Here is a 26,084-nt window from a genome sequence, read left to right as displayed (position 1 = left end):
ATCAGCCTCAAACGCAAGCGTAAGCAAGCGGCCTACGACAATGAGTACCTCCGGCGACTACTGCAAAATGCCTGATATTTGGTGCGGAAGCCCTAGGCGGTTTTTGACTTCCTGTTGAGGCACGACTAGCGTGGTATCTTTCTACTACATCTGTCGCGCGTAGCTTCGCCCCTGCGCTGGCTTAACTGACCCATGGCCTGAACCTTCTCTGCCCGATGAACTACTCCCCGTGTTTCACGAGACTCTGTGCCTGCTGTTTGCTGCTGTTCTTGGGGCTTTCCACCGCCGCCCGGGCCCAAGCGCTCATGCCTTTCACTGTTAGCGGGACGATTGGCTCGCTGAGTGCGCCCGCTACTCTCTACCTGCTGCGCGAGGGCCGTGTAGAGGATAAGGCGCTGCTGGACCACGGCACATTTGAGTTGACGGGGACGATGAGTGCGCCGGAGCCCGTGATGTTAATTCTCGCCCGGAGCGGTCGCCTCGCCGATACCTTTGCCGCCAGAGTCCCGGAACGCACCTTTTTATTTCTGGAGACCGGGCCTATCACCGTCACTAGTCCAGATTCGTTGCACCATGCGAAGATTACCGGCTCTGGCTTAACGGTGGAGTACGAGCGCTTGCAAGCCCTGCTCCGGCCGCTCCGCCACGACGAGCAACAACGGCAGCAGACCGCCTATATCCGCGCCCACCCGAACTCCTACGTGAGCTTAGATGCCCTACAGCAGTTGGGAGGGGGCGTGCCGTCGGTGGCGCAGATTGCCCCGCTCTACAACGGGTTGACGGCTGCGGTGCGTAACAGCCGGGCCGGCCGAGACTACGGCACCTTACTTGAGGTCATCAAAGCGGCCACCACTGCTGCTCCGGCGGGCGATACGACGGCTGTGCAGCAAGCAATAGATACGTATTGGTCAGCACAGGCGACCCGACATCAGCAAGAACGTCACCAATACCTGCGGGCCTTTATCAAGGCGCATCCTACTGCACCGGCAAGCTTGGAAGCCGTGCAGGAAATTGGGGGCCCAAATCCCGAGTATGCTCAAGTTGCGCCCTTATTTAATTCCTTAGCACCTGCCCTACAAACTAGCCCAGCCGGCCAGGCATATACGGAGCTGCTGCAGCAGATGAAGGCCGTGGGCACCGCGCAGCAGGCGCCGGACTTTACACAATATACCCCCTTGGGGCAGTCCGTGTCGCTCGCCACCTACCGGGGCAAATACGTGTTGGTCGATTTTTGGGCGTCGTGGTGCGGCCCCTGCCGCGCGGAGAATCCGCACTTACTCGCTGCTTATCAGGGTTACCACTCTAAGGGGTTCGAGATTGTCAGCATCTCGCTCGATGAGCAAAAGAACCGTGCCAAGTGGTTGAAGGCAATTCAAGACGATAAGTTGCCCTGGACGCAGGTATCCGACTTACGGGGCTTCGAGAACGAAGCCGCCAAGCGATACGGGGTACGGGCCATCCCACAGAATTTTCTTATTGACCCCACCGGTAAGATTGTGGCTGCCAATCTGCGTGGGGAGGAACTGCAAGCCAAACTAGCGCAATTGCTGAAGTAGCTATAGCACGCATTAATCATTGCATTGAGTAGTCGACCAATGTTTTACAGACTATAAACGACCAGTTACAGTCTGTAAAAAACTGCGCCTCATATCAATTTCAATCCACGACAGCACTACTTACAATGCAAAAGGAGCAGCCGTACATACGGCCGCTCCTTTTGCTCCGGTCCGACCGCCCTAGGCGGTCTGACCGGTTGTCGTTGGCATCGGCCCAACAAGCCCTGGCGCCGTTCTCGCGGCAACCGGTCAGACCGCCTAGGGCGGTCGGACCGGAGCAACGACTTTGGGCTGACTTTCCAAACAGCTTCATTGTCAGATTCCAGCGCTGCCACTGAGTAAAATATTGCTGCGCGGCGGCAATGGCTAAGGGCCAGCGCGCTCAACGGGTGCTTCGCTCAATGCCGAGCGCCGTGACGATAATTTCGTGGGCGTACCTGGCCCGTACGGGTACCACGGAAGGGCTGGCTCCATCGGCCGATTGCTGAGCCAGCCGCTTTAGCTCGCGCTGCTGGCGTTCGTGTTCAGCTTCGTCTATCATCTGAAACTTTACCGATAAGTAGAAGCGGCTAGGAGTTGGCCGGCCGGCATAAACAGCCGGTATCCAATTGTCAGGCAGGGTTTTTATAGCTCGCCACACTTCCTGGTCACAGTCGGGGCTCAGGCTGCTTTCCACGGTAAAGTCCCGGGTGTGGCCGGTTACGTCCACGGTGTATCCCATCACTACCGTGCCTTGCAGTTGCTGGCGCAGGGCACTTATCGGGTAGCGCAGGCTGCGAAGCAGGTCATCCAGCCGCTGGTCTGTACTGCCCAGCAGGCGTGGCGCACGGGCCATCCGCCGCGGCGTCCATTCCTCGCCGATGCGCACCAGGTAGCTGGTGGTATCGGGCTGCAGGAAATTGATGCGGCTCGAATCGTAATCAAACGTTAGCTCCAGCGCTTGTTTGCTGGTGTAGAAGCTCCATTTGCCGGTGCGCTTGCCTTCGGCCGTCGTGGTGCCTTGCTCCAGCTTTGGCCGGGAGGTAGCTGCGTTTTTCTGCTTTTTCTGAGCATGAATCGGCCCCGCGCTCAGAATAACCAAGCCAACCAGTAGAATAGCTTTCATAAAGAAGGCAGTGTGAATGAGGAAAGGGCAAAAATCAGGAGCCCAAAAATAATTCGGGTTTGCCCAACGGGCCGTACCGTTGGGAAATAAAAAGGGGCCCCGCACGTGCAAGTGCGGGGCCCCTTTTAAAAGATGGAGAAACAACGGGCTTATCCCGCCGCAATGGCCTTGCGGCGCGAGCTGGTTTTGGGCAGCCGCTCCTCGCCCTGGGCCAGCAGCTCGTCGTCGCGCTCGGTTTTCTTCACCCAGCTCACCGAGTACAGGTCCTTGCGGCGGTCTCGCAGGTTGCGCACGGCCCCGCTGCTGTTCAGGTCTTTGAGCAAGTCAAGGTCGAGGTCGGCGATGAGGGTCATTTCCGTGTTCGGGGTGGCTTCGGCCACGATGGCATCGTGCGGGAAGGCGAAGTCTGAAGGGCTGAACACGGCCGATTGCGAATACTGAATATCCATGTTCTCGACGCGGGGCAGGTTGCCCACCGAGCCGGTGATGGCCACGTAGCACTCGTTTTCGATGGCCCGGGCCTGAGCGCAGAGGCGCACGCGCTGGTAGGCGTTCTTGGTATCGGTCCAGAAGGGCACGAACAGGATTTTCATGCCCTCATCGCTCAGCATGCGCGAAAGCTCGGGGAATTCCACGTCGTAGCACACCAGAATGCCGATTTTGCCAAAATCCGTGTCGAAGCACTTCAGCTTATCGCCGCCGCGCATGCCCCAGTAGCTGGCCTCGTCGGGCGTGACATGCAGCTTGTACTGCTCGTCCACGGTGCCGTCGCGGCGGCACAGGAAGGCCACGTTGTGCAGCATCTCGTCGCGGTACACAGGCATCGAGCCGGCCACGATGTTGATGTTGTAGCTCACGGCCAGCTCCATCATCTTCACCTTGATGGGCTCGGTGAATGCTGCCATGGCCCGGATGGCCACCGCCGGCGAATCCTCGTTGGTGAGGGCCATGAGCGGGGCGTTGAAGAATTCCGGAAACATCACGCAGTCAGCTTTGTAACCGCTTACGGTATCCACGAAAAACTCGATTTGCTGGAGCAAATCTTCCAGGCTGCTGGTGGCGCGCATCTGCCACTGCACAATGCCGATGCGGACGTTGGTTTTCTCGTTGCCGATGAGCTTTTCCGTCTCCTCGTAGTACACGTTAATCCACTCCAGCAGCGTGGCGTGGGCCTTCGATTCGGAGTCGTATGGCAGGTAGCCGCGGATGATTTTCCGAACGTAAAAGTCATTCGAGAGCTGGAACGTGAGAATGGGGTCGGTCAGCTCCTTGTTGCGCACCTTTTCCACGTACTTGGCGGGCGTCATCTCGTTGGCGTAGGCGGCGTAGCCGGGAATGCGGCCGCCGGCCACCATGGCACGCAGGTTCAGGTTCTCGCACAGCTCCTTGCGGGCATCGTAGAGGCGGCGGCCCAGGCGCAGCGAGCGGTAGGCGGGGTCCACAAATACATCGACGCCGTAAAGCGTGTCGCCGGCATCGTCGTGGGTATCGAACTTACCGTTGCCGGTAATTTTGGCGTAGGTGTGCTTGTCGCCGTACTTGCTGTAGTCCACGATGATGGCCAGTGCGGCAGCTACCAGCTGGCCGTTGTCCTCAATGCCAATCTGGCCCTCCGGAAACTTGCGAATCAGGGCGCTGAACTCGTCGGCCGACCACGCGCCTTCCATGTTGGAGTACACCTGGTCCATAATTTCCTTGATGGCCTTGAAATCGGAGCGGCGCAGCGTGCGCAGCACCAGCTTGTGGGCCGGCACGGCGGTAGGCGTGAGGCGCTCGGCGGTGAGGGCCGGGCTTGCCTTGCCTACCTTTTTGGCGTGGGAGCCGCCGGGGGCGGCGTGGCCGTTGGACGCGGCCGGTTTGCCGTTAGAAGAAGTTGCCATAATATCGAAAAAGCGCTGTGTAAAAAGCCGGGCCGCCAAGGGGCCCGGTGGCCGGGCGGGGCCCGGCGCAACAAATTTACCCGTAAAAAAACCCGCTGGCGGCGTTCGCCAACGGGTACTTTAACGGAAAAACTGCCAAAACGGTGCAATGTTCGCTTAATACTACTCGCGCACCAGTCGGCGGGTAGCCGTGCCCCGCGCCGTTTGCACCGTTAGCAGCAGCACGCCCCGGAAGGTGCCAAAAGCTTCGGCCTCAATGCGAAGGGTGCCCGAATTGCTGCTAAAGCCGCGCCGAAACAGCTGCCGGCCCACCACATCGGTGGCCGAAACCGTGAGCGGCCCGCTGCCGGCGGGCACCGTCAGGGTAAGGGGCGTGCCGATGGCCGAGGGGTTGGGGGAGGCAGTGAGCACGGCGTTGGTGACCGCGTCGCGGGTAGCCGTGCGGATAATGCGGCGGTAGTTGTCGCGGTACTCCACGCCGGTCACGGTTTCGGTGCCGGCTATGGTGCGCGTGGTAATGGTGAGTAGCGGCACGTGCTGGCTCTTGGCCAGCCACTTGTACTCGCGGGTCAGGGGCACATCGAAACCCTGGCCGGGGGTGCCGCCAATGGCTACGCTGTCGTGGTCGATGAGTTTGGTGACCACGCGCACCGTCTGGAACTGGCCAAAGGGCGTGGTGAGCGTGCCCCAGGCATCAGGCTTGTTCACGCGCTTGCGCTTCTGGCTCAGGTAGCCGACCGTAGCAATGGCCGTTGGCGTCGAAAAGTAGGAATTGCTGGAGTCAGGCAGGCTGGCAAAGCTCAGGGGGAAGCGGTAAATCACATCCTGCTGGGCCGCGCTGGCATACGTAACCGGAATGGCCGTGCCACTCAGCGAAGCCCCGAAGCCCACCGAGCGGAAGTCCTGCTGCGCCGCCGCCGCCGCCGAAGTAGCGTAGAACTGGTAAGAATCGGTGAGGGGAATGGGCAGGGCCACGGGCAGTGGCAGCGCCTGCGGCGAAGCCACGGTGGCCCGGTTGGCCCCGCCAAACGGCCCGAATACGAAGGAATACGTGAGCGAGGTAGCCGTCACGCTGTTCACCGACACGAAGGATTCGACCCGTTGCGAGGTGGGGGTGAGGGTGCTGTAGTTCCAGGTTTGGTTGGCCCCGCGCCGGCTCAGGGGCGGCACCGTGTTGGGCAGCACCGGGCTGGCCACGCTCAGCCGCAGGCTATCCACGGTAGTCGTGGTGGCCGGCATATCGGTCCGGTCAATTATCGGCGAAACCTGGGCCTGGGCCAGCGCGGGGAGGGCTGCGAGGGCAAAAAGGGTAATGGTTTGGCGCATAGAGTCAGGTTAATGGGTGGTTACGAAGATACGTAGCCCGCGTAGCAAAAGCACGAAGTACCGTAAGCTTTAGCTTGCGATGAGCGCAGCGAATTCACTCGTTCGCAGACGTGATACTCGCTGCGTTCATCGCAAGCTAAAGCTTACGGTACAGGAGGTTATGCTACAGCACCATCTCGGGTACCTCGCCTTCGGGCACCACTAGCTTGCCGGCGGTAGCGGCGATAATCTGCGCTACGCTCACGCCGGGGGCGCGCTCGCGCAGCACGAAGCCGTCGGGCGTCACGTCGATTACGGCCAGCTCGGTCACTATTTTCTTCACGCAGCGCAGGCCCGTAATGGGCAACGTGCAGTCCGATAGCAGCTTGCTGGAGCCATCGCGGGCCACGTGCTGCATGGCCACGATGATGTTCTTGGCCGAGGCCACGAGGTCCATCGCGCCGCCCATGCCCTTCACCATCTTGCCGGGAATTTTCCAGTTGGCAATGTCGCCGCGCTCGGATACTTCCATTGCGCCGAGAATGGTGAGGTCGACGTGCTCGCCGCGAATCATGCCGAACGAATCGGCCGAGGAGAAGATGCTGGAGCCGGGCAGGGTGGTCACGGTCTGCTTGCCGGCGTTGATGAGGTCGGGGTCGACCTGGTCTTCGGTGGGGAATGGCCCCATGCCGAGCAGGCCGTTTTCGGATTGCAGCTCCACGTTGATGCCGGCCGGGATGTAGTTGGCCACCAGCGTGGGAATGCCGATGCCGAGGTTGACGTAGGAGCCGTCTTTCACTTCCTGGGCGATGCGCCGGGCGATGCCGTGTTTGTCTAGCATGAGTCAGTTAAAAATTAAAAGGGAAGGGTTGAAAGGGGGAAGGCGCAGTTGTAGTAGCAGGTTATGGTAACTTTTAAATATAAGCGTATGCTCCGGTCTGACCGCCCTAAGCGGTCTGACCGGTTGAAGCAACAACGATTTCCTTCACGACAACCGGTCAGACCGCCTAGGGCGGTCAGACCGGAGCATACGCATACTCATCAGCGACTACTGACGCTTCACTTCCTCCCGCACCGTGCGTTGCTCAATGCGCTTCTCATACTGCTCACCCTGGTAGATGCGCTGCACGAAAATGCCCGGCGTGTGAATCTGGTTGGGGTCGAGCTCGCCGGCGGGCACCAGCTCTTCCACCTCGGCCACGGTGATTTTGCCGGCCGTGGCCATCATCGGGTTGAAATTGCGGGCCGTGCCTTTGTAGATGAGGTTGCCGGCCGTGTCGCCCTTCCAGGCTTTCACGAAGGCGAAGTCGGCCGTGAGGCCCATTTCCAGCAGGTACATTTTGCTGTTGAACTCGCGGCTTTCCTTGTTTTCGCCCACCTCGGTGCCGTAGCCGGCCGGCGTGTAAAAGGCCGGAATGCCCGCCCCGCCCGCCCGGATGCGTTCGGCCAGGGTGCCCTGCGGAATCAAATCCACTTCCAGCTCGCCGCTCAGCAGCTGGCGTTCAAACTCGGCATTTTCGCCCACGTAGCTCGAAATCATCTTGCGCACCTGCTTGGTTTGCAGCAGCAGGCCAATGCCAAAGTCATCGACGCCGGCATTGTTGGAGATGCAGGTGAGGTCTTTTACGCCGAGGCGCAGGATTTCCTGAATCGAGTTTTCGGGGATGCCGCATAGGCCGAAGCCGCCGAGCATCAAGGTCATGCCATCGGCGAGGCCCTGCAGGGCGGCCTGCACGTTGGGAACGGTTTTGTCTATCATGGGTGGGTTGGGATTGGGGCGGCCGAAGCCGGCGGCAGGTAATTCACGGGTAAAAATTCACCCATTTTTTCGAACCCCCAGTATTCGTCGGTAAATACGGCCATCGGGTTCGTCAATTGGCCGTTGGGTTGAATCTCAATTTCCCGCGCCAGCAGCATAAGCTGCGACACCTGCCGGCCGGCGGGCGGGAGTGGCGCGTTGGTGGGTAGTATCGTGCGTACCTGGTACAGCGGGTCGGGGGCCTCGCGCAAGTAGCTCACCTGCAGATTATCGCGGAAGCGCAGGAAAACCGGTTCGCCCCCAGTCGCCACGCGGCGCAGGCTATCAACCGGCAGCAAGCGCGTGTATAACATCGAAAACGCCGCAGGCACCTGCATCCAGCGCCTAATGGAATCCTGCTCGGCCCGCGAAAAGGCCGTACTCAAATGTTCGTGCAGCAGCTGGCGGCGCAGGCTGTCGGCCCGGGCAAAGCGCGGGTTGTCCACAATGCGCAGGCGCTGGGCCGTAAAGCCCTCCTCGGCTACCCGACCCGCGCGCACGCTCCGCAGAAAATGGGTGAGCGAGCCGTGGTAGGCTGCCACGCGGTTGGCCTCCCAGCGGCGCTGCTGGCTGGCATTGCGGGCGGTCATTTCCTCGAATACGGGCTGGCCGTAGAAGGTGACGACGTGCTGGGTAAAATTGGTGCTAAAGCGCAGCCCGTAGTACTTGACACGGTAGCCGAGCGCCCGATTATCAACCTGCACGAAGTTGATGGCCGTGGCCGTCAGCTCGTTGGTTTCCGGGTCGAAATCGACCAGCACATCATCGGGATTACGGATGCGGCACTGGCGCGAAAACGTGGTGCGGCCCAGAAACAGCTCCGCGAATTTCTGGTAGTCGCTGGCGCGGTTCGGGTTGGGGCGCACCACCACTTCGCCCAAGCGGTTGGCCATGGGGGCCAGCCGGAGCGTGAGCTGCTGCGCCGCCGCCGTCACGGTGATGGATTGCCGGGCCAGGCGGTAGCCCACGTAGGAGCCCACCACGTCGTAGTTTCCGGCCGGCACTCTTGGAAAACTAAACTGGCCCTGCTCGGTGGTGGTCACGCCCAGCGTAGTATTGGCCAGAAACACGCTGGCAAAGGCCAGTGGCTGCTGCGTCACCGAATCGAGCGCCACGCCGCTCAGGCTACCCTGCGCCCTGGCACCATCGGGCCGCATCAGCAGCAGCAACAACAGCAGAAGCACCGGGGAGAAGCGCATTCGGGCAGACCAGGAATAGCAGTAAACGGAAAAACCGGCCCGGCCCCTACCGGCGCGGCGCGGCCGAAGATACCGTGGGCGGCATGTAGTCAAACGGCAGAAACTCGCCGATTTTCTCAAAGCCCCAGTATTCGCCGTTGTACACGTCGAGCGGGTTCAGCAGCGAGCCGTTGGCCTGAATGGCGGCCTCGCGGCCCTGCAGCTTAAGGCGCGACACCTGCCGCTTGGCCGGATACGGGATTTTGGGGTAGCCCAGCGGCGACATCGGCCGCTTGTACAGCGGGTCGGGGGCCTCGCCGAAGTGCGCCACCTGCAGCTCGCCCGTGAAGCGCAGGAACGTGCGCCGCCCGTTGGTGCCCACCCGCCGGATGCTGTCGATGGGCAGCGGCTTCTGGTTGAGCGTGGCGATAACCGGGGCCATGTCCTCCCACTTATCGAGCGAGTCCTGCTCGGCAGCCGTGAATTTGTTGTCGGGCCGGCTGGCCAGCAGGGCGAGGCGCTTCTCGTCGGCGCGCTCGAAGCGCGGGTTCGCGCCCACGATGATTTGCTGGGTAAGGAAGCCCTCGGCCTGCACGCGGTTGTTGTACACGCTCCGCAGAAAGTGCATGAATGAGCCCGTGTAGGCCGTGAGGCGGTTGGCCGCCCATTGCTTACGCTGGCGCTCATCGCGCGGCTTCAGCTCCTCAAACACCGGCTGGCCGTAGTAGGAAATCGAGCCATCGTCGTCGTCGGCCGCGAAATACAGGCCGTAGTATTTCAGGCGGTAGCCCAGGGCCTCGTTGTCAATCTGCACAAATTCCTTGGCCTGAGCGGTCAGGGTTTTGGTCGAATCATCGTAGAAAACCCGTACATCATCGGGGTTGCTGATGCGGCACTGCGCCGAAAACGTGCTGCCACCGATAAACAGCTTTGCGAACTTCTGATACTCTTCCGGCTTGTTGGGCTCTGGCTTCACCACTACTTCGCCCAGCTGGTTGCCGGTGGGAGCCAGCTGCAGCGTGATTTGCTGAGCGGCGGCCGTCATGGTCACCGACTGCTTGGCCAAGCGGTAGCCCACGTAGGAGCCCACCACATCGTATGTGCCGGCCGGCACTTTCGGGAACGTGAACTGGCCCTGCTCGGTAGTGGTCGCACCCAGCGTGGTGTTGGCCAGGAATACGCTGGAAAACGCCAGCGGCTCGTGCGTCACCGAATCGAGCACCACGCCGGTGAGCTTGCCCTGGGCCTGCGCCGCGTTCCACGTTCCCAACCAGCAGCAGCAAATCAACAATAAGCGCAAGTATCTCATTACGAAACAATAAGGTATAATAATAGCGGCCGGCTAAGCCAGCGCGGCCCGCGTGTTTTGCGCATCCAACGCCAATTGGGCGGTTAGCGCGTCCAGGCCGTTGTATTTTTCTTCACCCCGCAGCCAGGCCACAAACTCCAGCGTCAGCTGCTGGTCATATAAGTCACCGCTGAAATCAAGGAGGTTTACCTCAATCGTCTGAGCCAAATCGGTGCCAATTGTGGGCCGCACCCCAATACTGAGCATGGCCTGATGCCGCGTGCCCGCCGCCGTAGTGGCCCATACCGCATAAATGCCCAAAGCCGGCACCAGCTTCAACGGTTCCGAAATGGCCAGGTTAGCCGTGGGGTAGCCAATGGTACGGCCGAGCTTCTGGCCATGCACTACCAGGCCCGTGAGCGGATAGTGGTAGCCCAAGTAGCGGTTGGCGGTGGCAATGTCGCCCTCGCGCAGCGCCTGCCGGATGCGGGTGCTGCTCACGCCCACGGCGTCCACGTCCTCGCGCGGGATTTCCTCCACGGTCAGGCCGTAGCGGTCGGCGTTCTGACTAAGGTAATCGAAGCCGCCTTCGCGGTTTTTGCCAAACCGGTGGTCGTAGCCAATCACCAGCTGCTTGGCGCCCACGGTTTTCAGCAGCAGGTTCTGGATGTATTCTTCCGAAGTCCACTGCGCAAACTCCCTGGTAAACGGCACGATGAGCAGGTAGTCCACGCCGCGTGCGGCCAGCCGGGCAATGCGCTCATCCAGCGTGTTCAGCAGCTGCAAATCCAGCAGCTCGGGGTGGGAGGGGGGCGGGCCCAGCACCAGGCGCGGGTGCGGCCAGTAGGTAATCACCACCGACGGCCCGCCGCTGGCCTGCGCCACCTCGCACAGCCGCGCCAGAATGCGCTGATGCCCTACGTGCACGCCATCAAACGTGCCGCTGGTAACAACAGCATTGCCAAGAAACGGGAACTGAGCCGGGTCACGGATGACGTGCATAAGGCGCCGGGGATGCAAATGGAAGGTAAATAGAGCGCCACGAAGGTAGCGGCTATGGCGTTGTACGGAGTAGAGACGCCCTATTTGGCGTCTCGTCGTTGCTGGTGTTGTTTACGCGCTTTATGCGAACGGTGCGGCTCCGGTTGTTCAACAGCGAGCCGCACAATCCTCCGCCTCTACCACCTACTCCGTTGGCGTTTCGGGGGCGTCAGCGGCGTCTTTTGCGGCCTCGTGCTCCTTGGCCGCCAGGGCATCGGCCTGGAGCGCGGCAAAATATTGCAGGCCAGCGCGGTTGGGGGCCGTGTGGGGCCGCTCGCGGCGGGGCCGGGCGGGCGCTTCGCCCTCGGGCCGGGGCGGGCGCAGGGCCTCAATGGCTTCGAGCGTAAAGGCATCCTCCACCCGATACTCGCCGATGCGGGTACGCACCAGCCGCGTGAGGTGCGCGCCGCAGCCCAGGGCCACGCCCAGGTCGCGGGCCAGGCTGCGGATGTAGGTGCCCTTGGAACACACCACCCGAAAATCGACTTCGGGCAGCGCAATGCGCGTGAGCTCGAAGGTCTTGATTTCGACCGATTTGGCTTTGATTTCAGCCTCCTGGCCGGTGCGGGCCAGCTCGTAGGCACGCTTGCCATCGATTTTCACCGCCGAGAAAATGGGCGGCGTTTGCTGGATAAGGCCCATGAACTGGGCGGTAGCGGCCGTAATCTCCTCATCGGTGAGGTGGGCGTAGGGGCGGGCCATGTCCACGGCGGTTTCCAGGTCGAAGCTGGGCGTGGTTTCGCCGAGGCGGAAGGTGCCGGTGTACTCTTTTTCCTGGGCCTGAATGAGGTCGATTTCCTTGGTTTTCTTGCCCGTGCAGAGGATGAGCAGGCCGGTAGCCAAGGGGTCGAGCGTGCCGGCGTGGCCGATTTTCTTGATGCGCAGTGTGTTCTTCACCTTGCGCACCACGTCGAAGGAAGTCCACGTCAGGGGCTTGTCGAGGAGCAGTACTTCGCCCGTTTCAAAGTCGTAATCGGCCAGGGTCTTCGTCATTATACCAGGTTTAAGGGCAGCTTCAATGCCAACATAATCAACAGAATACCGCCCGCGATAATGCGGTAGATACCAAAGGCCCGGAAGCCATACTTCGCCACAAAGCCCACAAACAGCCGGATGGCCAGCAGCGCCACCACAAACGCCACCGCGTTGCCCAGGGCCAGCTGCTTCAGCTCCGTGGCCGAGAACAGGTGCGATACATCGGCCCCCGCCGCCTTGGCATCCTTGTAATAATCGTAAATGTCTTTCACCGCCGCCGCTGCCATAGTGGGCATGGCCAGGAAAAAGGCAAACTCCGCCGCCGCCCGGCGCGTGAGCTTCTGGGTGAGGCCGCCGATGATGGTGGCCGCCGAGCGGCTGGTGCCCGGTACCACGGCCAAACACTGGAACAGGCCAATTATCAGCGCTTCTTTAAAGCTGGGATTGGTAACGGGGTGGCCGCCTTCCTGCGGGTCTTCCTGCGGAAACCAGCGGTCGATGAACAGCAGCACTACGCCGCCCACCACGAGCATCACGGCCACCGTGGTCACGGATTCGAGCAGCGCATCGATGTGCTTTTTAAACAGCAGCCCCACCACCACAATGGGTAAGAAAGCTACGAACAGCTTCAGATAGAAGTCGATATTCTGAAAAAAGCGCTTGTAGTACACCACAAATACCGACAGAATCGCGCCCAGCTGAATAACCACCAAGTAGAGCTTGAAAAACGGCGTGGGCGGAATGCCCAGCAGGGCCGAAGCAATAATCATGTGCCCGGTGCTGGAAACGGGCAAAAACTCGGTAATGCCCTCCACGATGGCGAGGAGCAGCGCGTGCCAATAAGTCATTTAAACAGGTAGTCGGTTAACGGTAAGCAACTAATAACGAGTCGTGGCCAATTCGAATGGAAGAGGCCAGCCGCTCGTTGCCAGGCGCTAGTAAGGGCGCTTGTAAGCCGGGGCGGCAGCGGGTGCAGTGGTCGCGGCGGGCGCATCGGTCGTGAAGGCCGGCGTGACCACCGAGGCGGCGGGGGCGGCAACCAGCGACTTATCGCGCACCATAATGGCGGCAAACTCCACGGCAAACCCGGCGATGAGCAGCAGCGGCCCGAGCGTGATGCCCACGAAATCCTCGCCGTAATTGGCCTTGTCGCCAAACATCATGGTGATGAAGCCGGCGGCCAGCAGGGCCAGGCCCGCCCACATCAGGCGGTAGTTGCGGGGACCAAAGGCGAAGCGGAAAGCGGGAGATGGAGTCATTTAACAATTAACATTTATCGTTTAACAATCTTTTCATTTAACATTTATCAATTAACATTTAACAGTCGTTCAATTGGCGCTATTAGTCCCGTCGAACGGCTGTTAAATGTTAATTGATAAATGTTAAATGACTTAATACAGGTCGTCGAGCGACATTTTGAGGTACTTGTGCACAGCGCGGGCCGAGCTGAAAAAGCCAATCACCACGCCCAACCCGATAACGCCGAGCAGGAGCAAGCCCAGGCGCAGGTCGTCGCGCAACAGGCGCAGCGGCTCTACTTCGAGGTAGGCATATTGCAGCAGTGCCACCAGAATCAGGGCGGCCAGCAGGCCGCTGGCCAGGCCCTGCCAGGTAGCCCGCCGCAAAAACGGCTGCTGGATAAAGAGCCGCGTCGCGCCCACCAGTTGCATGGACCGGATGAGAAAGCGCTGCGAAAACAGCGCCAGCTTAATCGTATTGTTTATCAGGATGACCACCACCAGCACCAGCACGGCCGCGAAGCCCAGCAGCACGAGGCTCACCCGCGTCAGGTTGTTGTTGATGCTGGCAAACAAATCCTGCGGGTACTGCACCTCAAACACGCCGCGCTGGGCCGAGATATTGCGATTGAGCTGGCCCAGATGCGTAGTGTCGGTGAATTCGGGCTTGATTTTGAGCACGTAAGCATCACGCAGCGGGTTGTCGCCGAGGAACTGGCGGAAGTCCTCGCCGGTGCTTTGCAGCAGCTGGCGGGCCCCTTCTTCCTTGCTCACAAAACGAATCTGGGGCTTGCCGTTGCGCTCGGCCACGAAGGGCTGCTGGCCCAGGTCCTGCTGCAGGCGCAGCAGCTCGGTTTCGGGCAGGTCGCGGTCGAGGTACACCTGCACCTCCAGGTTTTCGCGCACTACTTCGCTCAGCTTCTGGGCGTGTACCAGCAGCAGGCCGAACAGGCCAATCACCACCAAGGCCAGCGTAATGCTGAACACCACGAGCAAAGTAGGGTAGGAGCCGAGCTTTTTCTTGCGCGAATGAGAAGTGGTTGGGGCAGCCATATCCGGCAAAGGTAGCAAAGTATGGGGTAGGAGGGTATGGGGGTAGGAGGGTAGGGGTTGAGTGGACGAACAAGCTTTTTTCCCTCTGATTCCTGCCCTCCTACCCCCACACCCTCTTACCCTACAAATTCGTGCGCGGGTCCTCGTCCACCGTCATCACTTCCTTGCCTTCGCGGGCTTTCTGGGTGTTGCGCTCCTTCTTTCTGGGGTTTCTGCGGGTGAACAGCTCCCCGAACGAGTTGAACTGCTCGGTGTGCAGCAGCGAGAGGCCCGCCCGGGGCTGGTTGATGGTTTCCAGGTCGCGGGGGGTGGTTTCGTAGCGCAGCTTTGCCCGGAACTTGCCATCGGGCCGCAGGTAATATTCCAGGCTGAGGTCGCCGAGCAGCGAGGCCTGGCCGGCCGTGTTGCCGCTAGTGACGGGCACGGAAGAAGTGCCGCCCGTGGCGCTGTTCACCAGGTTGGGATTGTTGGTGAAGCCGCCTTCCCGCGTCACGCGCAGGCGCCCGTTCAGAAACGAGTAGCTGAGGCGCACTTGCAGGGCCTGCAGCTGCTCGGGGGTGATGCCGTTGATGTTGAAGTCAATTTCCAGGTTCTGGTCGATTTGCGAGGTGAGCAGGCCAAGCTGGGTACTCAGCACCTGGCCCAGGCTTTTGAAGGCCGTGTTGTCCTGCCCCCGAATGGAAATGGTGTTGCCAAATGAGCCCGGCGGCGACAGCTGCTTGAATACCAGTAAGCTGAAAACCTGTCGGTTGAGCTCCTGCTCGTCGTTGCGTAGCGAAGTGGTGAAGGCCGCCAGGTCGCCCTGGAGCGTGCCCGGCGTGTCGTTGAACTCCAGGTTGAGCTTGATGGCCGGCAGCAGCAGTGGCCCGGTCAGGTTCATCACGGCCGTCACGGGCACCACGGCCACGCTGCCCGACGAGCCCGCGCCCAGCACCGGGGCCAGCGAGGTGCGCTGCGTGTAGGTTGCCGTCACGTTCATTTCGCCGGCCAGCGGGTCGCCGTTCCAGGAAATAATGCCGCCGGGCCGCACCACAAACTCCTTGTTGATAAGGCCTTGCAGCGTGAAATTATACGCCCCTCGCACAATCTCAACCTGCCCGTACATATTGAATTCGCCCCGCGTATCAATGGCCATGCGCAGCTGCCCGGCGGCCGAGCCGCGAATCACATCCCCCGTGCTTTCATCGAGCAGAATCTCAACATAAGCCTCGGGGGTGATAGTCAGGTTCATGTTGAGCTTGATGCCCGACAGGTCCACTTTGTCCTGCGCGGCCACCGCTACGGCCTTTTTCGTGATGACGGTATCGCCCACCGGGTTGTTATTCACGAACTTAATGTAGCCAGCCTTTTCGGCCTTGGCCGCGTTGTCGAGGGGCAGGCTCACGCGGGTGCCGGTTTCGCTGCTGGCCCGCACGGTCACGTCCAGGTCATTGGTGGGGCCGGTTACGCGGGCCGTGCCGGTGGCATAGGCGGTGCCAAAATACAGCTCATTATCCTTGCGCGTGGTGTTGAGCACCTGCATCTTGCGGAAATTGGCCGCAATGTCGAGGCTCATGTCCTTGAAGCCGCGGTGGTTCACAATGCCGTCCACGGTGCCGGTATTGCCCAGCACGTCGCGCAGCTTGATGTTGTGGAACTCTATTGACTTGCTGGTAAAGCTGATGCGGTCGGCAAAGGTGTACGTGGTGCCTAGGTAGCCGAAGGTGAGGCGGCCGTTGCTCACGTCCACATAGCCGAGCAGATTGGGCGCGCCAAACAGGCCCGTGAGGCGCAGCTCGCCGCGCCCGGTGCCGCCCAGGTTCTTAAACAGCGACCCCAGAAAAGGCTGCGCCAGCACAATGGGCGCATCATTGAGCGTGCCGGTGAGGTTGAACTGATTAATCTTGTCCTGCGGCGCAATGTCGCCCAGCACGGTCAGCACCGACTGGCCGGCGCGGGCTACGTCCAGGTTCATGCGCAGCTTGCCGGCAGCGTTGTCCCAGTCGCTGCGCCCGGCTACCTGCCCAATCAGCGTGCCGTCGTATTTCAACGAATCCACCCCGAGCGTGCTGCTGATGGCCAGCGGGCCGTACACGCCGCTCACGGTGCCCTGGGCATTCACACGGCCCGAGAGGTTCTGGCCGGTCAGCGTTTTGAGCGTGGCCAGCTCGAAGTCCTTGATTTGCAGCTGCAACGGTGGCTGGCCGGCATCGGGCGAGATGATGCCCTGCGCACTCACAAACTGTTCGCCGTTGCTGAACGTCAGGTTCTTGATGTCGAATTCCTTGCCGTAGTTCGAAATCCGCACCGAGTTGTTTTCCGCAATGGTCCAGTTCTTATCCAGCAAGTGCACGTCGGATTGCCGAAAAATCACCTCCACCGCCCGGGCCAGAAAACCCAGCGAACCGTTGATGGTGGCCTTGTTGGTGGTGCCCGTCTGAGCCAGCGAGGTCGAGAAGTTGATGCGCTGCTGGTCCCATACGCCTTCCACAATAAATTTCTCGGTGCGGCCCAGCCCCGGCAGTACCTGCCGGTCGCTCGTGATGCTGGCCTGGGCCAGAATATCGGATTTGTACGGCAGCTTCGAGGTGAGGAAGTCGAAGTCGTCGTTCACCGTTTGCACCGGGCCGTAGCGCAGGCTGTCGAGGTGGCCGCCGAGCTGGAAAATCGATGTGGCCCCGTTCCGGAACGAGCCGTCGATGCGGCTGCCATCGGCCACCCGCAAATCGGGCACAAAAAGCGTCAGGAGCGGGTTGGCTTTTTTCAGATTCAGCAGTAAGTCAACCTGGTACACCGGCAGAGTGCGCTGGCGCTTGCGGCGGTAGTAGTCGGCCGTAGCCGCCGCGTTGCTTTCAAAGTTGAGCCGGTACTCGGTGATGAGCGTCTGCACGTCGCGCACCACATCAGAGGTGTTGAAGGTGCCGGCCAGGCTGGCGTTCAGCGCCTCCGAGCGCAGCGTTACGCGGCGCTGGTTCAGGCGGCTGCGGGTGCTCACCACGTCCAGTGTATCGAGGTCGAGCTTGCGGCCATCGAGCGTGAAGCGCGAGTGGCGCAGGTAGGCGTAGCCAATGAGCGAATCGAGCTGCACGCCCTTAAACTTCACGTCGGCCGTGGTGCTCACGGTCAGCGGCTGGCTCATCAGGCCGAGGGTGCGCAGGTTGGCGAAATCGATTTTGGTCTTGATGTCAACATTTTCGTGCTTGCGCTCCAGGTCGATGTGGCCATCGGCCACCAGGCGCACGGCCGGGTCGTTCACACTCGCGTGGCCGTTGAAGTGCAGCGGCCGGAAATCGCCATCAAACGCAATGTTGTGGTAGCGGTAGCCATTAAGCCAGATGGCCGGCACCGTGAGCTTGGCCTTGCCCTGCGCGAAAGCCGGCAGAAAGCCCGTGCCCGCCACGCGGCCATTCAGCGTCACGTCCCGAATCACGCTTTCATCGCCCAGAAACTTGCCCAGCTCGAACGCATTGGAGCGCACCGTGCCCTCGTAAGTAGCGTGCGTGAGGTCGGTTTTGGTCTTAAGGTTCACGTCCGTCGCCACAAAGCCCAGGGCAGTATCGAACGAGGCATTGGCCACGAAATCGTTGTAAAAGCCCAACACCTGGCCCTGCAATTTTACTTTGCCCAGGCGCTGCACAATCGTGTTGGCCGCCGCCGGCAGCCACTTTTTCAGGTCATTGGCCACCACCACTGAGGGTAGCAGGCGCAGGTCGATAAAGCTCTCCTTGTAGTTGGGAAGGCCGTCGGCGTGGGCGCGCTTGGCCACAATGTGGGTGCCGGTGCCGTAGCGCACGTCCAGGTTGTTCACCTTGAAATCGCGGACGTAGCCCGAGGCATCGCCCGAAATGGCTACCGACTCGTGCATTTCGCTCAGTTGCGGCGCAAACTTGGCAATGTCATCCGAATAAACCTTGGAGTTGCGCAGGTGCGCAATGGTCTTCATCGAGTCATTGTAATCGGTAAAGTTGCCAAATACCCGAAACTCAAACCGCACATAATCCTTAATCTGGCTGCGGCCCACGCGCAGGCTCAAATCCTTGAATTCCCAGAAATGCGGCCCGTAGGTCATATCCGCCGTGATTTCGCGCAATGGCGTCCGGGAGGGCGTTTCCACGGCGTGCAGCTGGCTGATGCGCATGCGCAGCGTGTCTTCGAGCCGGATTTTGGAGATGTCGGCGTAGATACTGTCGACTAGCAAATGGTCGTAGTCGATGCTCTGGCCGTAGGTTTTGGCGTGCGGCAGGTCGCCTTTCTCAATGGCAAAATGGCCGTTGCGCAGGGTCACGGCGGCAATCTGAAAATCGAACGGCGCCGACTTGCTGGTGTCGGTCAAGGGCCCAATCAGCCGCTTCACCGAGGCCATAAACTGGCTGAAGGTGGTGGAGTCGGGCTGGCCGGGCAGGTTCTTTAGCTCGAAGCGCGGCTCATTCAGCGTGAGCGTGGCAATGTGCAGGTGGCGCGGGTCGAACACCGAAAACAGCGAGATATCCGCATCGGCCCGCCCAATGCTGAACAGCTCGCCACCGCGCCGGTCTTTCACGCTCACTCCATTGAGCAGCACGCGGGAAAACGGCCGGATATCAACTCCGCCAATCGTCACCTGCTGGCCCAGCTTCCGCGTCAGTACATCGGCCGCCTCGTGGGCCAGCCGCGTTTGCACGCTCGGAATGCGTAACGCCACCAAAGCTCCCACCACAGCCAATACCACCAACAGGACCAAGCCCAGCAGGATTTTTAGCAAAATGGAGAGGAAACGACGCACCGGGGCAGGAGGAATGAACGCGGGAAACGCGGGTTAATCCGCAAAGTTGCGGTTTTTTAGTCGTTACCGGCAACCAAAGGTCGGCGTAGCCAACTATCAGGCCAATGGAACGGCCACTTTTAGGCCGGGGTTCAACGCTATTGCGCCGTAGTGCGACCTTTGCGTGCCCAACCTCGATTAAATCCATGCCTGCACACCCCATTATCCTCGCCATCGAATCGTCGTGCGACGACACCGGCGCGGCCGTTCTGGCCGGCGGCCAGCTGCTGAGCAACGTGGTAGCCACCCAAAAAGTCCACGAGCAATACGGCGGCGTAGTGCCCGAGCTGGCCTCGCGCGCCCACCAGCAACACCTGCTGCCCGTCGTCACGGCCGCCCTCAAAGAAGCCGGCATCACCAAGGCCGACCTCGATGCCGTAGCCGTTACCCAGGGCCCCGGCCTGCTGGGCTCCTTACTAGTAGGCGGCATGTTTGCCAAGACCTTGGCCCTGGCCCTCGATAAGCCGCTGCTGGCCGTGAACCATATGCGCGCCCATATTCTGGCCCATTTTCTCCGCGACCCCAAGCCGGATTTCCCTTTCCTCTGCCTCACCGTGAGCGGCGGCCACACGCAGCTGGTGGTGGTGAAATCGGCCCTGGAAATGGACGTCATCGGCCAGACCATCGACGATGCCGCCGGCGAGGCCTTCGACAAAACCGCTAAGCTGCTCGGCCTGCCGTACCCCGGCGGCCCGCACCTCGACAAGCTGGCCCGCCAGGGCAACCCGCTGCGCTTCGCCTTCCCGGTAGGGGCCATGCCCGGCTACGATTTTTCCTTCAGCGGCCTGAAAACGTCGGTGATGTATTTCCTGAAAAAGGAAGTGGCCGCTAACCCCGATTTCGTGGCCGAAAACCTGCCCGACCTCTGCGCCAGTGTCCAGCACACCATTGTGGCTACGCTGCTGCGCCAGCTCCGCCGCGCCGCCGCCGATACCGGCCTGACGCAGATAGCGCTGGCCGGCGGTGTGGCCGCCAACTCCGGCCTGCGTACCGCCCTGGAGGCCGAAGCCGTGGTCCAAAACTGGCAGGTTTTCATCCCCGATTTCGCCTTTTGCACCGATAATGCCGCCATGGTAGCCATGACCGCGCATTTTCAGTATGAAGCCGGTGACTTCGCCACCCAGCTCAGCAGCCCCAACCCGCGCCTGAAGCTGACGTAGGCACAGTGGCATAAGCTTTAGCTTGTGCGTATTAACGTTAAAACGACAAAACGCACAAGCTAAAGCTTATGCCACGCCGTACTTTTACCCTATTATGGCCAAAGACGATAAACCTGTCATCATCAATATCAAAAACCGTCGCGCCGGCCACGAATACACGTTCCTGGCCAAGTACGACGCGGGCGTGATGTTGCAAGGCACCGAAATAAAAAGCATCCGCGAAGGCAACGTAAACCTCACCGACGGCTACTGCACCTTCGACCAGCGCGGCGACCTCTGGATTCATTCCATCCGCATCGCGCCCTATTCCTTAGGTACTTACAATAACCACGACGCCATGCGTGCCCGTAAGCTTCTGCTCAACAAGCGCGAGCTGAAGCAGCTGGCCGGCAAAGCCGTAGACCAGGGCCTCACCATCATCCCCCTGCGCCTTTTCGTAACTGACCGTGGCTTTGCTAAAATCGAAATCACCCTCGCCCAGGGCAAAAAGCTCTACGACAAGCGCAACGACCTCAAGGAAAAAGCCCAGAAGCGCGACATGGAACGGCTGTAAGTAGTGAAATGGTGAGGTGTGAAATGGTGAGTACCACCACGGCTACCGTTCTTTGCACTCACACCTCACCATCTCACCACTTCACCAAATTGAATCCCGGCATCTGCGCGCTCAGCGCCGTCCCCGTCCGCGCCGAGCCCAACGACCGGGCCGAGCTCGTTACCCAGCTGCTTTTCGGCGAGTGTTACCACATTCTGGTGAAGCAGGAAAGCTGGCTGCAGGTCCAGCTTGCCGCCGACGACTACGTGGGCTGGATTGACGCCAAGCAGCACACGCCCGTTTCGCCCGAATACTACGCCGCCTGGCGCGCCCAGGACCACCCCCGAGCCCTCGACGTGGTGCAGGCCGTGAGCGACGCCACCACCAAGATTCCACTCACCCTGGGCTGCCGCCTGCCGTTTTTCGATGGCATGAACGTGCGCATCGGCGAGCGCAACTACTTCTACAACGGCACCGCCACCAACCCCGCCGCCGCGCCCGATACCGCCCGCCAGGCGGCGCTGCTGCGCAAAATCGCCCTCATGTACCTGAAGGCACCCTACGTATGGGGCGGTAAAAGCGTCTTCGGCCTCGACTGCTCCGGCCTCTGCCAGCAGCTCTACGGCCTGCTCGGCATCCAGCTCCCGCGCGATGCCCGCCAGCAAATCGACCACGGCCGCCCCGTGCATTTCGTGCCCCAGGCCAAATTCGGCGACCTCGCCTTCTTTGATAACGCCGAAGGCCGCATCGTGCACGTCGGCATGGTGATGGACGAAGGCCAGATTCTGCACGCCCACGGCGAAGTCCGCCTCGACCCCCTCGACCACAACGGCATCTACAACCGCGACCGGCAAAAATATTCGCACAAGCTGCGGCTGATAAAGCGCCTGCTGCCGGAGTAGGGGGGAAGCAAGGGCGAAAAGGCCGTCATGCCGAGCGCAGCTGAGGCATCTCGCGTGTGGTCGTAATCCTTTTCCAACGGTTGGGCTACCATTGCACGCGAGATGCCTCAGCTGCGCTCGGCATGACCGTTCTCTGACTATTAGTCCCCCGCTGAACTTAACCCTAGCACGCTTGTTTATCTGCTCGGAAACCGCTAGCTTTCGGCGGGTTATCCGAAACCCAACGCGTGTATGGACCAAAAAGTGTTAGTGCTGAATGGCGACTATACCGCCATCACCCTGTGCAGCGTGCAAAAGGCGTTTGTGCTCCTGTTTCTCGACAAAGCGGAAATGGTTGCCAAGTCCGACGGCACGCTCCGAACAATATCGCAAGCCTACCCTAAGCCAAGCATCATCCGCTTGCAACGCTACGTGCGTGTGCCCTACAAAGGCATTGCCCTGAGCCGGCACAACATCTTCAAGCGTGACCATTTCGAGTGCCAGTACTGCGGCTCGCCCAAGAATCTCACGCTCGACCACGTCGTGCCCCGCTCGCGCGGCGGAGAATCTTCGTGGACCAACCTGCTCACGGCCTGCGCCCGCTGCAACCACGCCAAAGGCCACCACACGCCCAACGAAGCGGGTTTAACCATCCGGCAGCATCCCAAAAAGCCAACTTTGGCGGGTTTCCTGCGCCTCTCGGCGGGCACTATCGACCAGAACTGGCACGCCTATCTAAACTAAGTTTGGTCGGGCAGGGTTGAGGCGAAGTACATTTGTCCTTCATCATCCCCCAATTCCTGTCCATGGCCTTACCCAAATTCGCTGCCACCCGCTCGTTTCACACCGAGCTGAAAACCCGGATAAATCAATACTTTGAAGAATCCGGCCGGCCAATGACGGGTAATGCCAGCCTCTTGTTCAAGGCGATATTATTGGTTGGCATCATGGTGGCGCTTTATGTGCACCTCGTGTTCTTCACGCCCGCCACCGGCTGGGCCTTGCTCGAATGCGCTTTGCTGGGCTGCGTTATCGCCGCCATCGGCTTCAACGTGATGCACGACGGGGCCCACGGCAGCTTCTCGCGCTACCCCTGGATGAACCGCATCGCGGCCTACACCCTCGGCGTGCTCGGCGGCAGCCCCTACATGTGGAACTCGAAGCACAACCTCATCCACCACACCTACACCAACATCGAAGGCCACGACGACGACATCAACATCCAGCCCTGGATGCGCATGACGCCCGACCAGCCCAAGCACCCGTTGCACCGCTACCAGCACTTCTACTTCTGGGCGCTCTACTGCATGCTCTACACGTCCTGGATTTTCGCCATGGACTACCAGAAGTACTTCACCCGCCAAATCGGTGCCATCGGCCTCAAACCCATGAACACCGGCGAGCACGTCAGCTTCTGGGGCTTTAAAGTGCTGAACCTCTTGCTCTACGTGGCCCTGCCCATCTACATGGTTGGCTTTCTGCCTTGGTTTGCCGGCTTCATGCTGAGCACCGCCGTGGCCGGCCTGGTCCTGAGCATGGTGTTCCAACTGGCCCACACCGTGGAAGATGCCGCTTTCCCCATGCCCCATGCCACCACCGGCAAGCTCGAAGACGAATGGGCCATCCATCAGGTGCGCACCACGGCCAACTTTGCAACTGATAACAAAGTGGTTAGCTGGCTGGTAGGTGGTCTCAATTTCCAGATTGAACACCACCTGTTCCCCAAAATCTCGCACGTACACTACCCCGCCATCAGCAAGATTGTGCAGCAGGTGTGCGATGAGTTCGATGTGAAATACAATAACTACGCCCGTACCCGCTCGGCCGTCGTGTCGCACGTCATGTTCCTGCGCCAGATGGGCCGCGCCGCCTAAGCACCGGAGTTATCCCAAACGAAGAAGGCCCCGACGCATCAGCATCGGGGCCTTCTTCGTTTGGGATATCTGCGGTTTACTTGCCCACGAAGGCCAGCAAATCAGCCGTCAGCTTGTCCTTGGCCGTGAAGAACAGGCCGTGGGGCTCGCCTTCGTACACTTTCAGCTCCGCGCCGGCCACCATTTTGGCCGTACGCTCACCGCTTACCGCAAAGGGCACCGTCTGGTCCTTGTCGCCGTGAATCACGAGCGTGGGCACCGTTACCTTTTTCAGGTTGTCGCGGAAGTCCGTACCCGAGAAAGAGGTTACGCAGTCGTCCGTCGCATTGGGCGCGGCCAGCGTGGTCACCGTCTGGTTCCAGTTCAGCACCGCCTGGCTCACGGGGTGGCTAATCATGCTCTGGCCGTAAAAGTCTTTTGCGAAGCTTTCCAGAAACGCAAACCGGTCCTTGAGAATGCCTTCGTGCATGCCGTCGAATACCTTCTGCGGCACGCCGTCGGGGTTGTCGCCGGTCTGGAGCATGTAGGGCGTCACGGCGCTCACGAAGGCCACGCGGGCCAGCCGCTCCTGCCCGTAGTTGCCGATGTAGCGGGCAATTTCACCGCCGCCCATCGAAAAGCCCACCAGCGTCACGCCGGTCAGGTCCAGCTCCGTCAGCAGCGCGTTCAAGTCAGCCGCCAGGGTATCGTAATCGTAGCCGCCCCACGGGCGCGACGAACGACCAAACCCGCGCCGGTCGTAGGCAATCACGCGCTTCCCAGCCTTGGCCAGCGCCACCGCTTGGTGCTCCCACATGGTATGGTCGAGCGGCCAGCCGTGGATGAGTACTACCGGTGCGCCCTGGCCCCAGTCTTCGTAGAAAATTTGGACCGGATGCCCGGCTGCGTCGTTGCCTGCTTTGATGTAAGCCATTTGAGATGAAAGAAAAGTTGAGATGAAACAAGGTTCTTCTTCCATTACGCAGCCAGCCAGACTCACAGTTGCTTTTTGCGTAAATTTGATTGGATACAATACTGCCTTTATGAAAACCATAACCGTCCTTCTCCCTGACTCGGTGGAACTGAGCGAAGCGCAGATTCAGGACCTGGTGCTTGCTAAAATCGCAGAGCAGTGCACTGCGGCTGCTCTGCCGCCTGCCGGCTCCCCGGCCGCGCCGTTTGCCCGTACCATGTCGGCTGAAGAAGAAGCAGATATCCGTCAGCTAATCGGACTGTACTATGCCGAGCGGGCTGCCGACTTGGTAGACCAGCAATGGGATGCCAAGGGCTGGACGCCCGAAACCATGCACCAATGGGTGCGCGAACACCTGCGCACCGCCCACGGCCGCCAGGCTGCATGAGGGTAGTTCTGGACACCAATGTGCTGCTGGTGAGTATCGGCCGTCAGTCACCGTTCCGCCCCATATTCGACGCCTTGCTTCAACAGCGCCTGACGCTGGTGGTGAGCACCAGGATTCTGCTGGAATACGAAGAAATAATCGGTCAGCGTAACGGGCCGGCCGTGGCGCACAACGTGCTCCAGGCCCTGGGTAACTTACGCAACGTCAGCCGCCATTAGGTGCGCTACAACTGGCGCTTGCCCTTCATCGACCCCAACGACCAGAAATTTGTGGACGCCTACGTGGCGGGCGGGGCCGATTACCTGGTGAGCAATGACCGGCATTTCGACGGGTTGGCGGCAGCAGGCTTTCCGGCGGTGCGGGTAGTTTCGGCGGAGGTGTTTTTGGGTATAATCACAGAATAAATGAGCAAGCGCCGACTGACAAACCGCGAAAGGCTGCGTAAGCTGCTGAAAGAAGCTGAGATTGGCTCCGCAGCTCATGAAGAATTGCTGGCTGTGCAGGTTGCTATTGAAAAGCCAAAGCGGCAAGCAGTAACGGCATTAATCAAGCTGTTGAAAACGAGCGTTTGCCGGGATACCCAGTGGTTTATTAGCAGAGTTCTTGGCACTGCCAAAGACCCGCGAGCAATCAGGCCATTAATGCAAGCCGCAATTGCTTCTGAAAACAAGAATTATAGCTCAAACTTCCTGTGGCCACTCGAGAAATTTGACTGCACCAAGCAGCTTGATTTCTTCGTGAATTTCATGCTCCGGGGTGGTGACCCTGACGAGGCCATGCTGGCGTGTCTGTATGCTATTATGGCCATGGATGGCCCATTTAAACCAGCAATAGTTAAGAAGAATATCAAAAAGCTGCTTGGGAAAAGTAAGCTTCAAACAGAGCCAGACATGGAATTACAGGCAGAGCACTTCAAGATGAGTGCGGCCGATTATTTGATGTCAACCTATTTCAATCAGGTAGCGAGGGTGTTTCACGGCAAGAATGAAGCTTCCGCAGACTAGCAAAACCGCCTGAAAACCCGTACCTTTGCGCCCTCGCCAGGGTGGCGGGACTTGCTGCACAACGGCAAGGTGTTCAATAAGAACCGCGAATTGGCC

At 60.2% G+C, this 26,084-nt stretch carries 24 protein-coding genes; 10 read left to right on the top strand and 14 right to left on the bottom strand.

Annotation, left to right across the window (positions count from 1 at the left end):
• The first annotated feature begins 257 nt into the window (after window positions 1-257).
• Complete coding sequence (locus HBN54_RS17245) at window positions 258-1,556, top strand: TlpA disulfide reductase family protein (RefSeq protein WP_168674467.1); 1,299 nt, start codon at window positions 258-260, stop codon at window positions 1,554-1,556.
• 382 nt (window positions 1,557-1,938) lie between these two features.
• Here HBN54_RS17245 and HBN54_RS17240 read toward each other — a convergent pair whose 3' ends face one another.
• The 13 genes from HBN54_RS17240 to HBN54_RS24045 form a co-directional block, all read right to left on the bottom strand.
• Window positions 1,939-2,661 carry an energy transducer TonB gene (locus tag HBN54_RS17240; RefSeq protein ID WP_168674466.1) on the bottom strand — a complete coding sequence of 241 codons (723 nt, stop codon included), beginning with the start codon at window positions 2,659-2,661 and terminating at the stop codon, window positions 1,939-1,941.
• 149 nt (window positions 2,662-2,810) lie between these two features.
• Entirely contained in the window at window positions 2,811-4,349 is a 1,539-nt protein-coding gene (locus HBN54_RS17235) for a carbon-nitrogen hydrolase family protein (protein ID WP_382214290.1), read from the bottom strand.
• 354 nt (window positions 4,350-4,703) lie between these two features.
• Window positions 4,704-5,867: a hypothetical protein gene (locus HBN54_RS17230; protein WP_168674464.1), complete on the bottom strand. Its 1,164-nt coding sequence runs from the start codon at window positions 5,865-5,867 to the stop codon at window positions 4,704-4,706.
• Between the two features lie 163 nt (window positions 5,868-6,030).
• A complete protein-coding gene (locus HBN54_RS17225; protein WP_168674463.1) occupies window positions 6,031-6,687 on the bottom strand; it encodes a 3-oxoacid CoA-transferase subunit B in 657 nt (218 codons plus the stop codon).
• A gap of 207 nt (window positions 6,688-6,894) precedes the next feature.
• Window positions 6,895-7,605, bottom strand: coding sequence for a CoA transferase subunit A (locus tag HBN54_RS17220; RefSeq protein ID WP_168674462.1), 711 nt, complete (start codon window positions 7,603-7,605; stop codon window positions 6,895-6,897).
• The gene (locus tag HBN54_RS17215; protein ID WP_168674461.1) at window positions 7,602-8,843 is read right to left on the bottom strand and encodes a carboxypeptidase-like regulatory domain-containing protein; all 1,242 of its coding nucleotides are present in this window, start codon (window positions 8,841-8,843) and stop codon (window positions 7,602-7,604) included. Before HBN54_RS17215 ends, HBN54_RS17220 begins: the two co-directional genes overlap by 4 nt.
• A 46-nt stretch (window positions 8,844-8,889) precedes the next feature.
• A complete protein-coding gene (locus HBN54_RS17210) occupies window positions 8,890-10,131 on the bottom strand; it encodes a carboxypeptidase-like regulatory domain-containing protein (RefSeq protein ID WP_168674460.1) in 1,242 nt (413 codons plus the stop codon).
• Window positions 10,132-10,164: 33 nt separating this feature from the next.
• Window positions 10,165-11,112 (bottom strand): bifunctional riboflavin kinase/FAD synthetase, encoded by a 948-nt coding sequence (locus HBN54_RS17205; protein WP_168674459.1) that lies wholly within the window; start codon window positions 11,110-11,112, stop codon window positions 10,165-10,167.
• A 183-nt stretch (window positions 11,113-11,295) separates the two neighbouring features.
• The gene (truB, locus tag HBN54_RS17200) at window positions 11,296-12,144 is read right to left on the bottom strand and encodes a tRNA pseudouridine(55) synthase TruB (RefSeq protein WP_168674458.1); all 849 of its coding nucleotides are present in this window, start codon (window positions 12,142-12,144) and stop codon (window positions 11,296-11,298) included.
• Window positions 12,144-12,974 (bottom strand): undecaprenyl-diphosphate phosphatase, encoded by an 831-nt coding sequence (locus HBN54_RS17195; protein WP_168674457.1) that lies wholly within the window; start codon window positions 12,972-12,974, stop codon window positions 12,144-12,146. The genes truB and HBN54_RS17195 overlap by 1 nt, the downstream gene beginning before the upstream one ends.
• 87 nt (window positions 12,975-13,061) lie before the next feature.
• Entirely contained in the window at window positions 13,062-13,385 is a 324-nt protein-coding gene (locus HBN54_RS17190; protein WP_168674456.1) for a DUF3098 domain-containing protein, read from the bottom strand.
• A 132-nt stretch (window positions 13,386-13,517) separates the two neighbouring features.
• Window positions 13,518-14,417 (bottom strand): cell division protein FtsX, encoded by a 900-nt coding sequence (locus HBN54_RS17185; protein WP_168674455.1) that lies wholly within the window; start codon window positions 14,415-14,417, stop codon window positions 13,518-13,520.
• Between the two features lie 121 nt (window positions 14,418-14,538).
• On the bottom strand, window positions 14,539-19,158 hold the full coding sequence (locus HBN54_RS24045) for a translocation/assembly module TamB domain-containing protein (protein WP_168674454.1): 4,620 nt from the start codon (window positions 19,156-19,158) through the stop codon (window positions 14,539-14,541).
• A 185-nt stretch (window positions 19,159-19,343) separates the two neighbouring features.
• Here HBN54_RS24045 and tsaD point away from each other — a divergent pair, with 185 nt between their 5' ends.
• From tsaD to HBN54_RS17155, 5 genes are all read left to right on the top strand, one after another.
• Complete coding sequence (gene tsaD / locus HBN54_RS17175; protein ID WP_168674453.1) at window positions 19,344-20,357, top strand: tRNA (adenosine(37)-N6)-threonylcarbamoyltransferase complex transferase subunit TsaD; 1,014 nt, start codon at window positions 19,344-19,346, stop codon at window positions 20,355-20,357.
• A gap of 94 nt (window positions 20,358-20,451) precedes the next feature.
• The gene (smpB, locus tag HBN54_RS17170; protein ID WP_168674452.1) at window positions 20,452-20,910 is read left to right on the top strand and encodes an SsrA-binding protein SmpB; all 459 of its coding nucleotides are present in this window, start codon (window positions 20,452-20,454) and stop codon (window positions 20,908-20,910) included.
• A gap of 89 nt (window positions 20,911-20,999) precedes the next feature.
• Window positions 21,000-21,791: a C40 family peptidase gene (locus HBN54_RS17165; protein WP_235955573.1), complete on the top strand. Its 792-nt coding sequence runs from the start codon at window positions 21,000-21,002 to the stop codon at window positions 21,789-21,791.
• 231 nt (window positions 21,792-22,022) lie between these two features.
• Window positions 22,023-22,514 carry an HNH endonuclease gene (locus HBN54_RS17160; RefSeq protein WP_168674451.1) on the top strand — a complete coding sequence of 164 codons (492 nt, stop codon included), beginning with the start codon at window positions 22,023-22,025 and terminating at the stop codon, window positions 22,512-22,514.
• Window positions 22,515-22,576: 62 nt separating this feature from the next.
• On the top strand, window positions 22,577-23,644 hold the full coding sequence (locus HBN54_RS17155; RefSeq protein ID WP_168674450.1) for a fatty acid desaturase family protein: 1,068 nt from the start codon (window positions 22,577-22,579) through the stop codon (window positions 23,642-23,644).
• A 76-nt stretch (window positions 23,645-23,720) separates the two neighbouring features.
• Here HBN54_RS17155 and HBN54_RS17150 read toward each other — a convergent pair whose 3' ends face one another.
• Complete coding sequence (locus tag HBN54_RS17150) at window positions 23,721-24,557, bottom strand: alpha/beta fold hydrolase (protein ID WP_168674449.1); 837 nt, start codon at window positions 24,555-24,557, stop codon at window positions 23,721-23,723.
• A 109-nt stretch (window positions 24,558-24,666) separates the two neighbouring features.
• Here HBN54_RS17150 and HBN54_RS17145 point away from each other — a divergent pair, with 109 nt between their 5' ends.
• From HBN54_RS17145 to HBN54_RS17130, 4 genes are read left to right on the top strand one after another with little or no spacing between them, the layout of a single operon-like run.
• Complete coding sequence (locus HBN54_RS17145) at window positions 24,667-24,984, top strand: hypothetical protein (protein ID WP_168674448.1); 318 nt, start codon at window positions 24,667-24,669, stop codon at window positions 24,982-24,984.
• Window positions 24,981-25,202, top strand: coding sequence for a PIN domain-containing protein (locus HBN54_RS17140; protein WP_168674447.1), 222 nt, complete (start codon window positions 24,981-24,983; stop codon window positions 25,200-25,202). Before HBN54_RS17145 ends, HBN54_RS17140 begins: the two co-directional genes overlap by 4 nt.
• Window positions 25,203-25,388, top strand: a complete 186-nt coding sequence (locus HBN54_RS17135) for a PIN domain-containing protein (RefSeq protein ID WP_210428094.1) — start codon at window positions 25,203-25,205, stop codon at window positions 25,386-25,388.
• Complete coding sequence (locus HBN54_RS17130) at window positions 25,389-25,988, top strand: hypothetical protein (RefSeq protein ID WP_168674445.1); 600 nt, start codon at window positions 25,389-25,391, stop codon at window positions 25,986-25,988.
• The last annotated feature ends 96 nt before the right edge of the window (window positions 25,989-26,084 follow it).

The organism is Hymenobacter artigasi (genome assembly GCF_012275535.1).
In the GTDB taxonomy this organism is placed as follows: domain Bacteria; phylum Bacteroidota; class Bacteroidia; order Cytophagales; family Hymenobacteraceae; genus Hymenobacter; species Hymenobacter artigasi.
Note: the sequence above shows the minus strand (reverse complement) of the source record. Positions and strands in the feature narration are given on the sequence as shown.

Coding starts and splice junctions, on each gene's coding strand:
- HBN54_RS17240 (WP_168674466.1), bottom strand. CDS start 2,661: ATGAAAGCTATTCTACTGGTTGGCTTGGTTATTCTGAGCGCGGGGCCG.
- HBN54_RS17235 (WP_382214290.1), bottom strand. CDS start 4,349: ATGGACCAGGTGTACTCCAACATGGAAGGCGCGTGGTCGGCCGACGAG.
- HBN54_RS17230 (WP_168674464.1), bottom strand. CDS start 5,867: ATGCGCCAAACCATTACCCTTTTTGCCCTCGCAGCCCTCCCCGCGCTG.
- HBN54_RS17225 (WP_168674463.1), bottom strand. CDS start 6,687: ATGCTAGACAAACACGGCATCGCCCGGCGCATCGCCCAGGAAGTGAAA.
- HBN54_RS17220 (WP_168674462.1), bottom strand. CDS start 7,605: ATGATAGACAAAACCGTTCCCAACGTGCAGGCCGCCCTGCAGGGCCTC.
- HBN54_RS17215 (WP_168674461.1), bottom strand. CDS start 8,843: ATGCGCTTCTCCCCGGTGCTTCTGCTGTTGTTGCTGCTGCTGATGCGG.
- HBN54_RS17210 (WP_168674460.1), bottom strand. CDS start 10,131: ATGAGATACTTGCGCTTATTGTTGATTTGCTGCTGCTGGTTGGGAACG.
- HBN54_RS17205 (WP_168674459.1), bottom strand. CDS start 11,112: ATGCACGTCATCCGTGACCCGGCTCAGTTCCCGTTTCTTGGCAATGCT.
- truB (WP_168674458.1), bottom strand. CDS start 12,144: ATGACGAAGACCCTGGCCGATTACGACTTTGAAACGGGCGAAGTACTG.
- HBN54_RS17195 (WP_168674457.1), bottom strand. CDS start 12,974: ATGACTTATTGGCACGCGCTGCTCCTCGCCATCGTGGAGGGCATTACC.
- HBN54_RS17190 (WP_168674456.1), bottom strand. CDS start 13,385: ATGACTCCATCTCCCGCTTTCCGCTTCGCCTTTGGTCCCCGCAACTAC.
- HBN54_RS17185 (WP_168674455.1), bottom strand. CDS start 14,417: ATGGCTGCCCCAACCACTTCTCATTCGCGCAAGAAAAAGCTCGGCTCC.
- tsaD (WP_168674453.1), top strand. CDS start 19,344: ATGCCTGCACACCCCATTATCCTCGCCATCGAATCGTCGTGCGACGAC.
- smpB (WP_168674452.1), top strand. CDS start 20,452: ATGGCCAAAGACGATAAACCTGTCATCATCAATATCAAAAACCGTCGC.
- HBN54_RS17160 (WP_168674451.1), top strand. CDS start 22,023: ATGGACCAAAAAGTGTTAGTGCTGAATGGCGACTATACCGCCATCACC.
- HBN54_RS17155 (WP_168674450.1), top strand. CDS start 22,577: ATGGCCTTACCCAAATTCGCTGCCACCCGCTCGTTTCACACCGAGCTG.
- HBN54_RS17150 (WP_168674449.1), bottom strand. CDS start 24,557: ATGGCTTACATCAAAGCAGGCAACGACGCAGCCGGGCATCCGGTCCAA.
- HBN54_RS17145 (WP_168674448.1), top strand. CDS start 24,667: ATGAAAACCATAACCGTCCTTCTCCCTGACTCGGTGGAACTGAGCGAA.
- HBN54_RS17140 (WP_168674447.1), top strand. CDS start 24,981: ATGAGGGTAGTTCTGGACACCAATGTGCTGCTGGTGAGTATCGGCCGT.
- HBN54_RS17130 (WP_168674445.1), top strand. CDS start 25,389: ATGAGCAAGCGCCGACTGACAAACCGCGAAAGGCTGCGTAAGCTGCTG.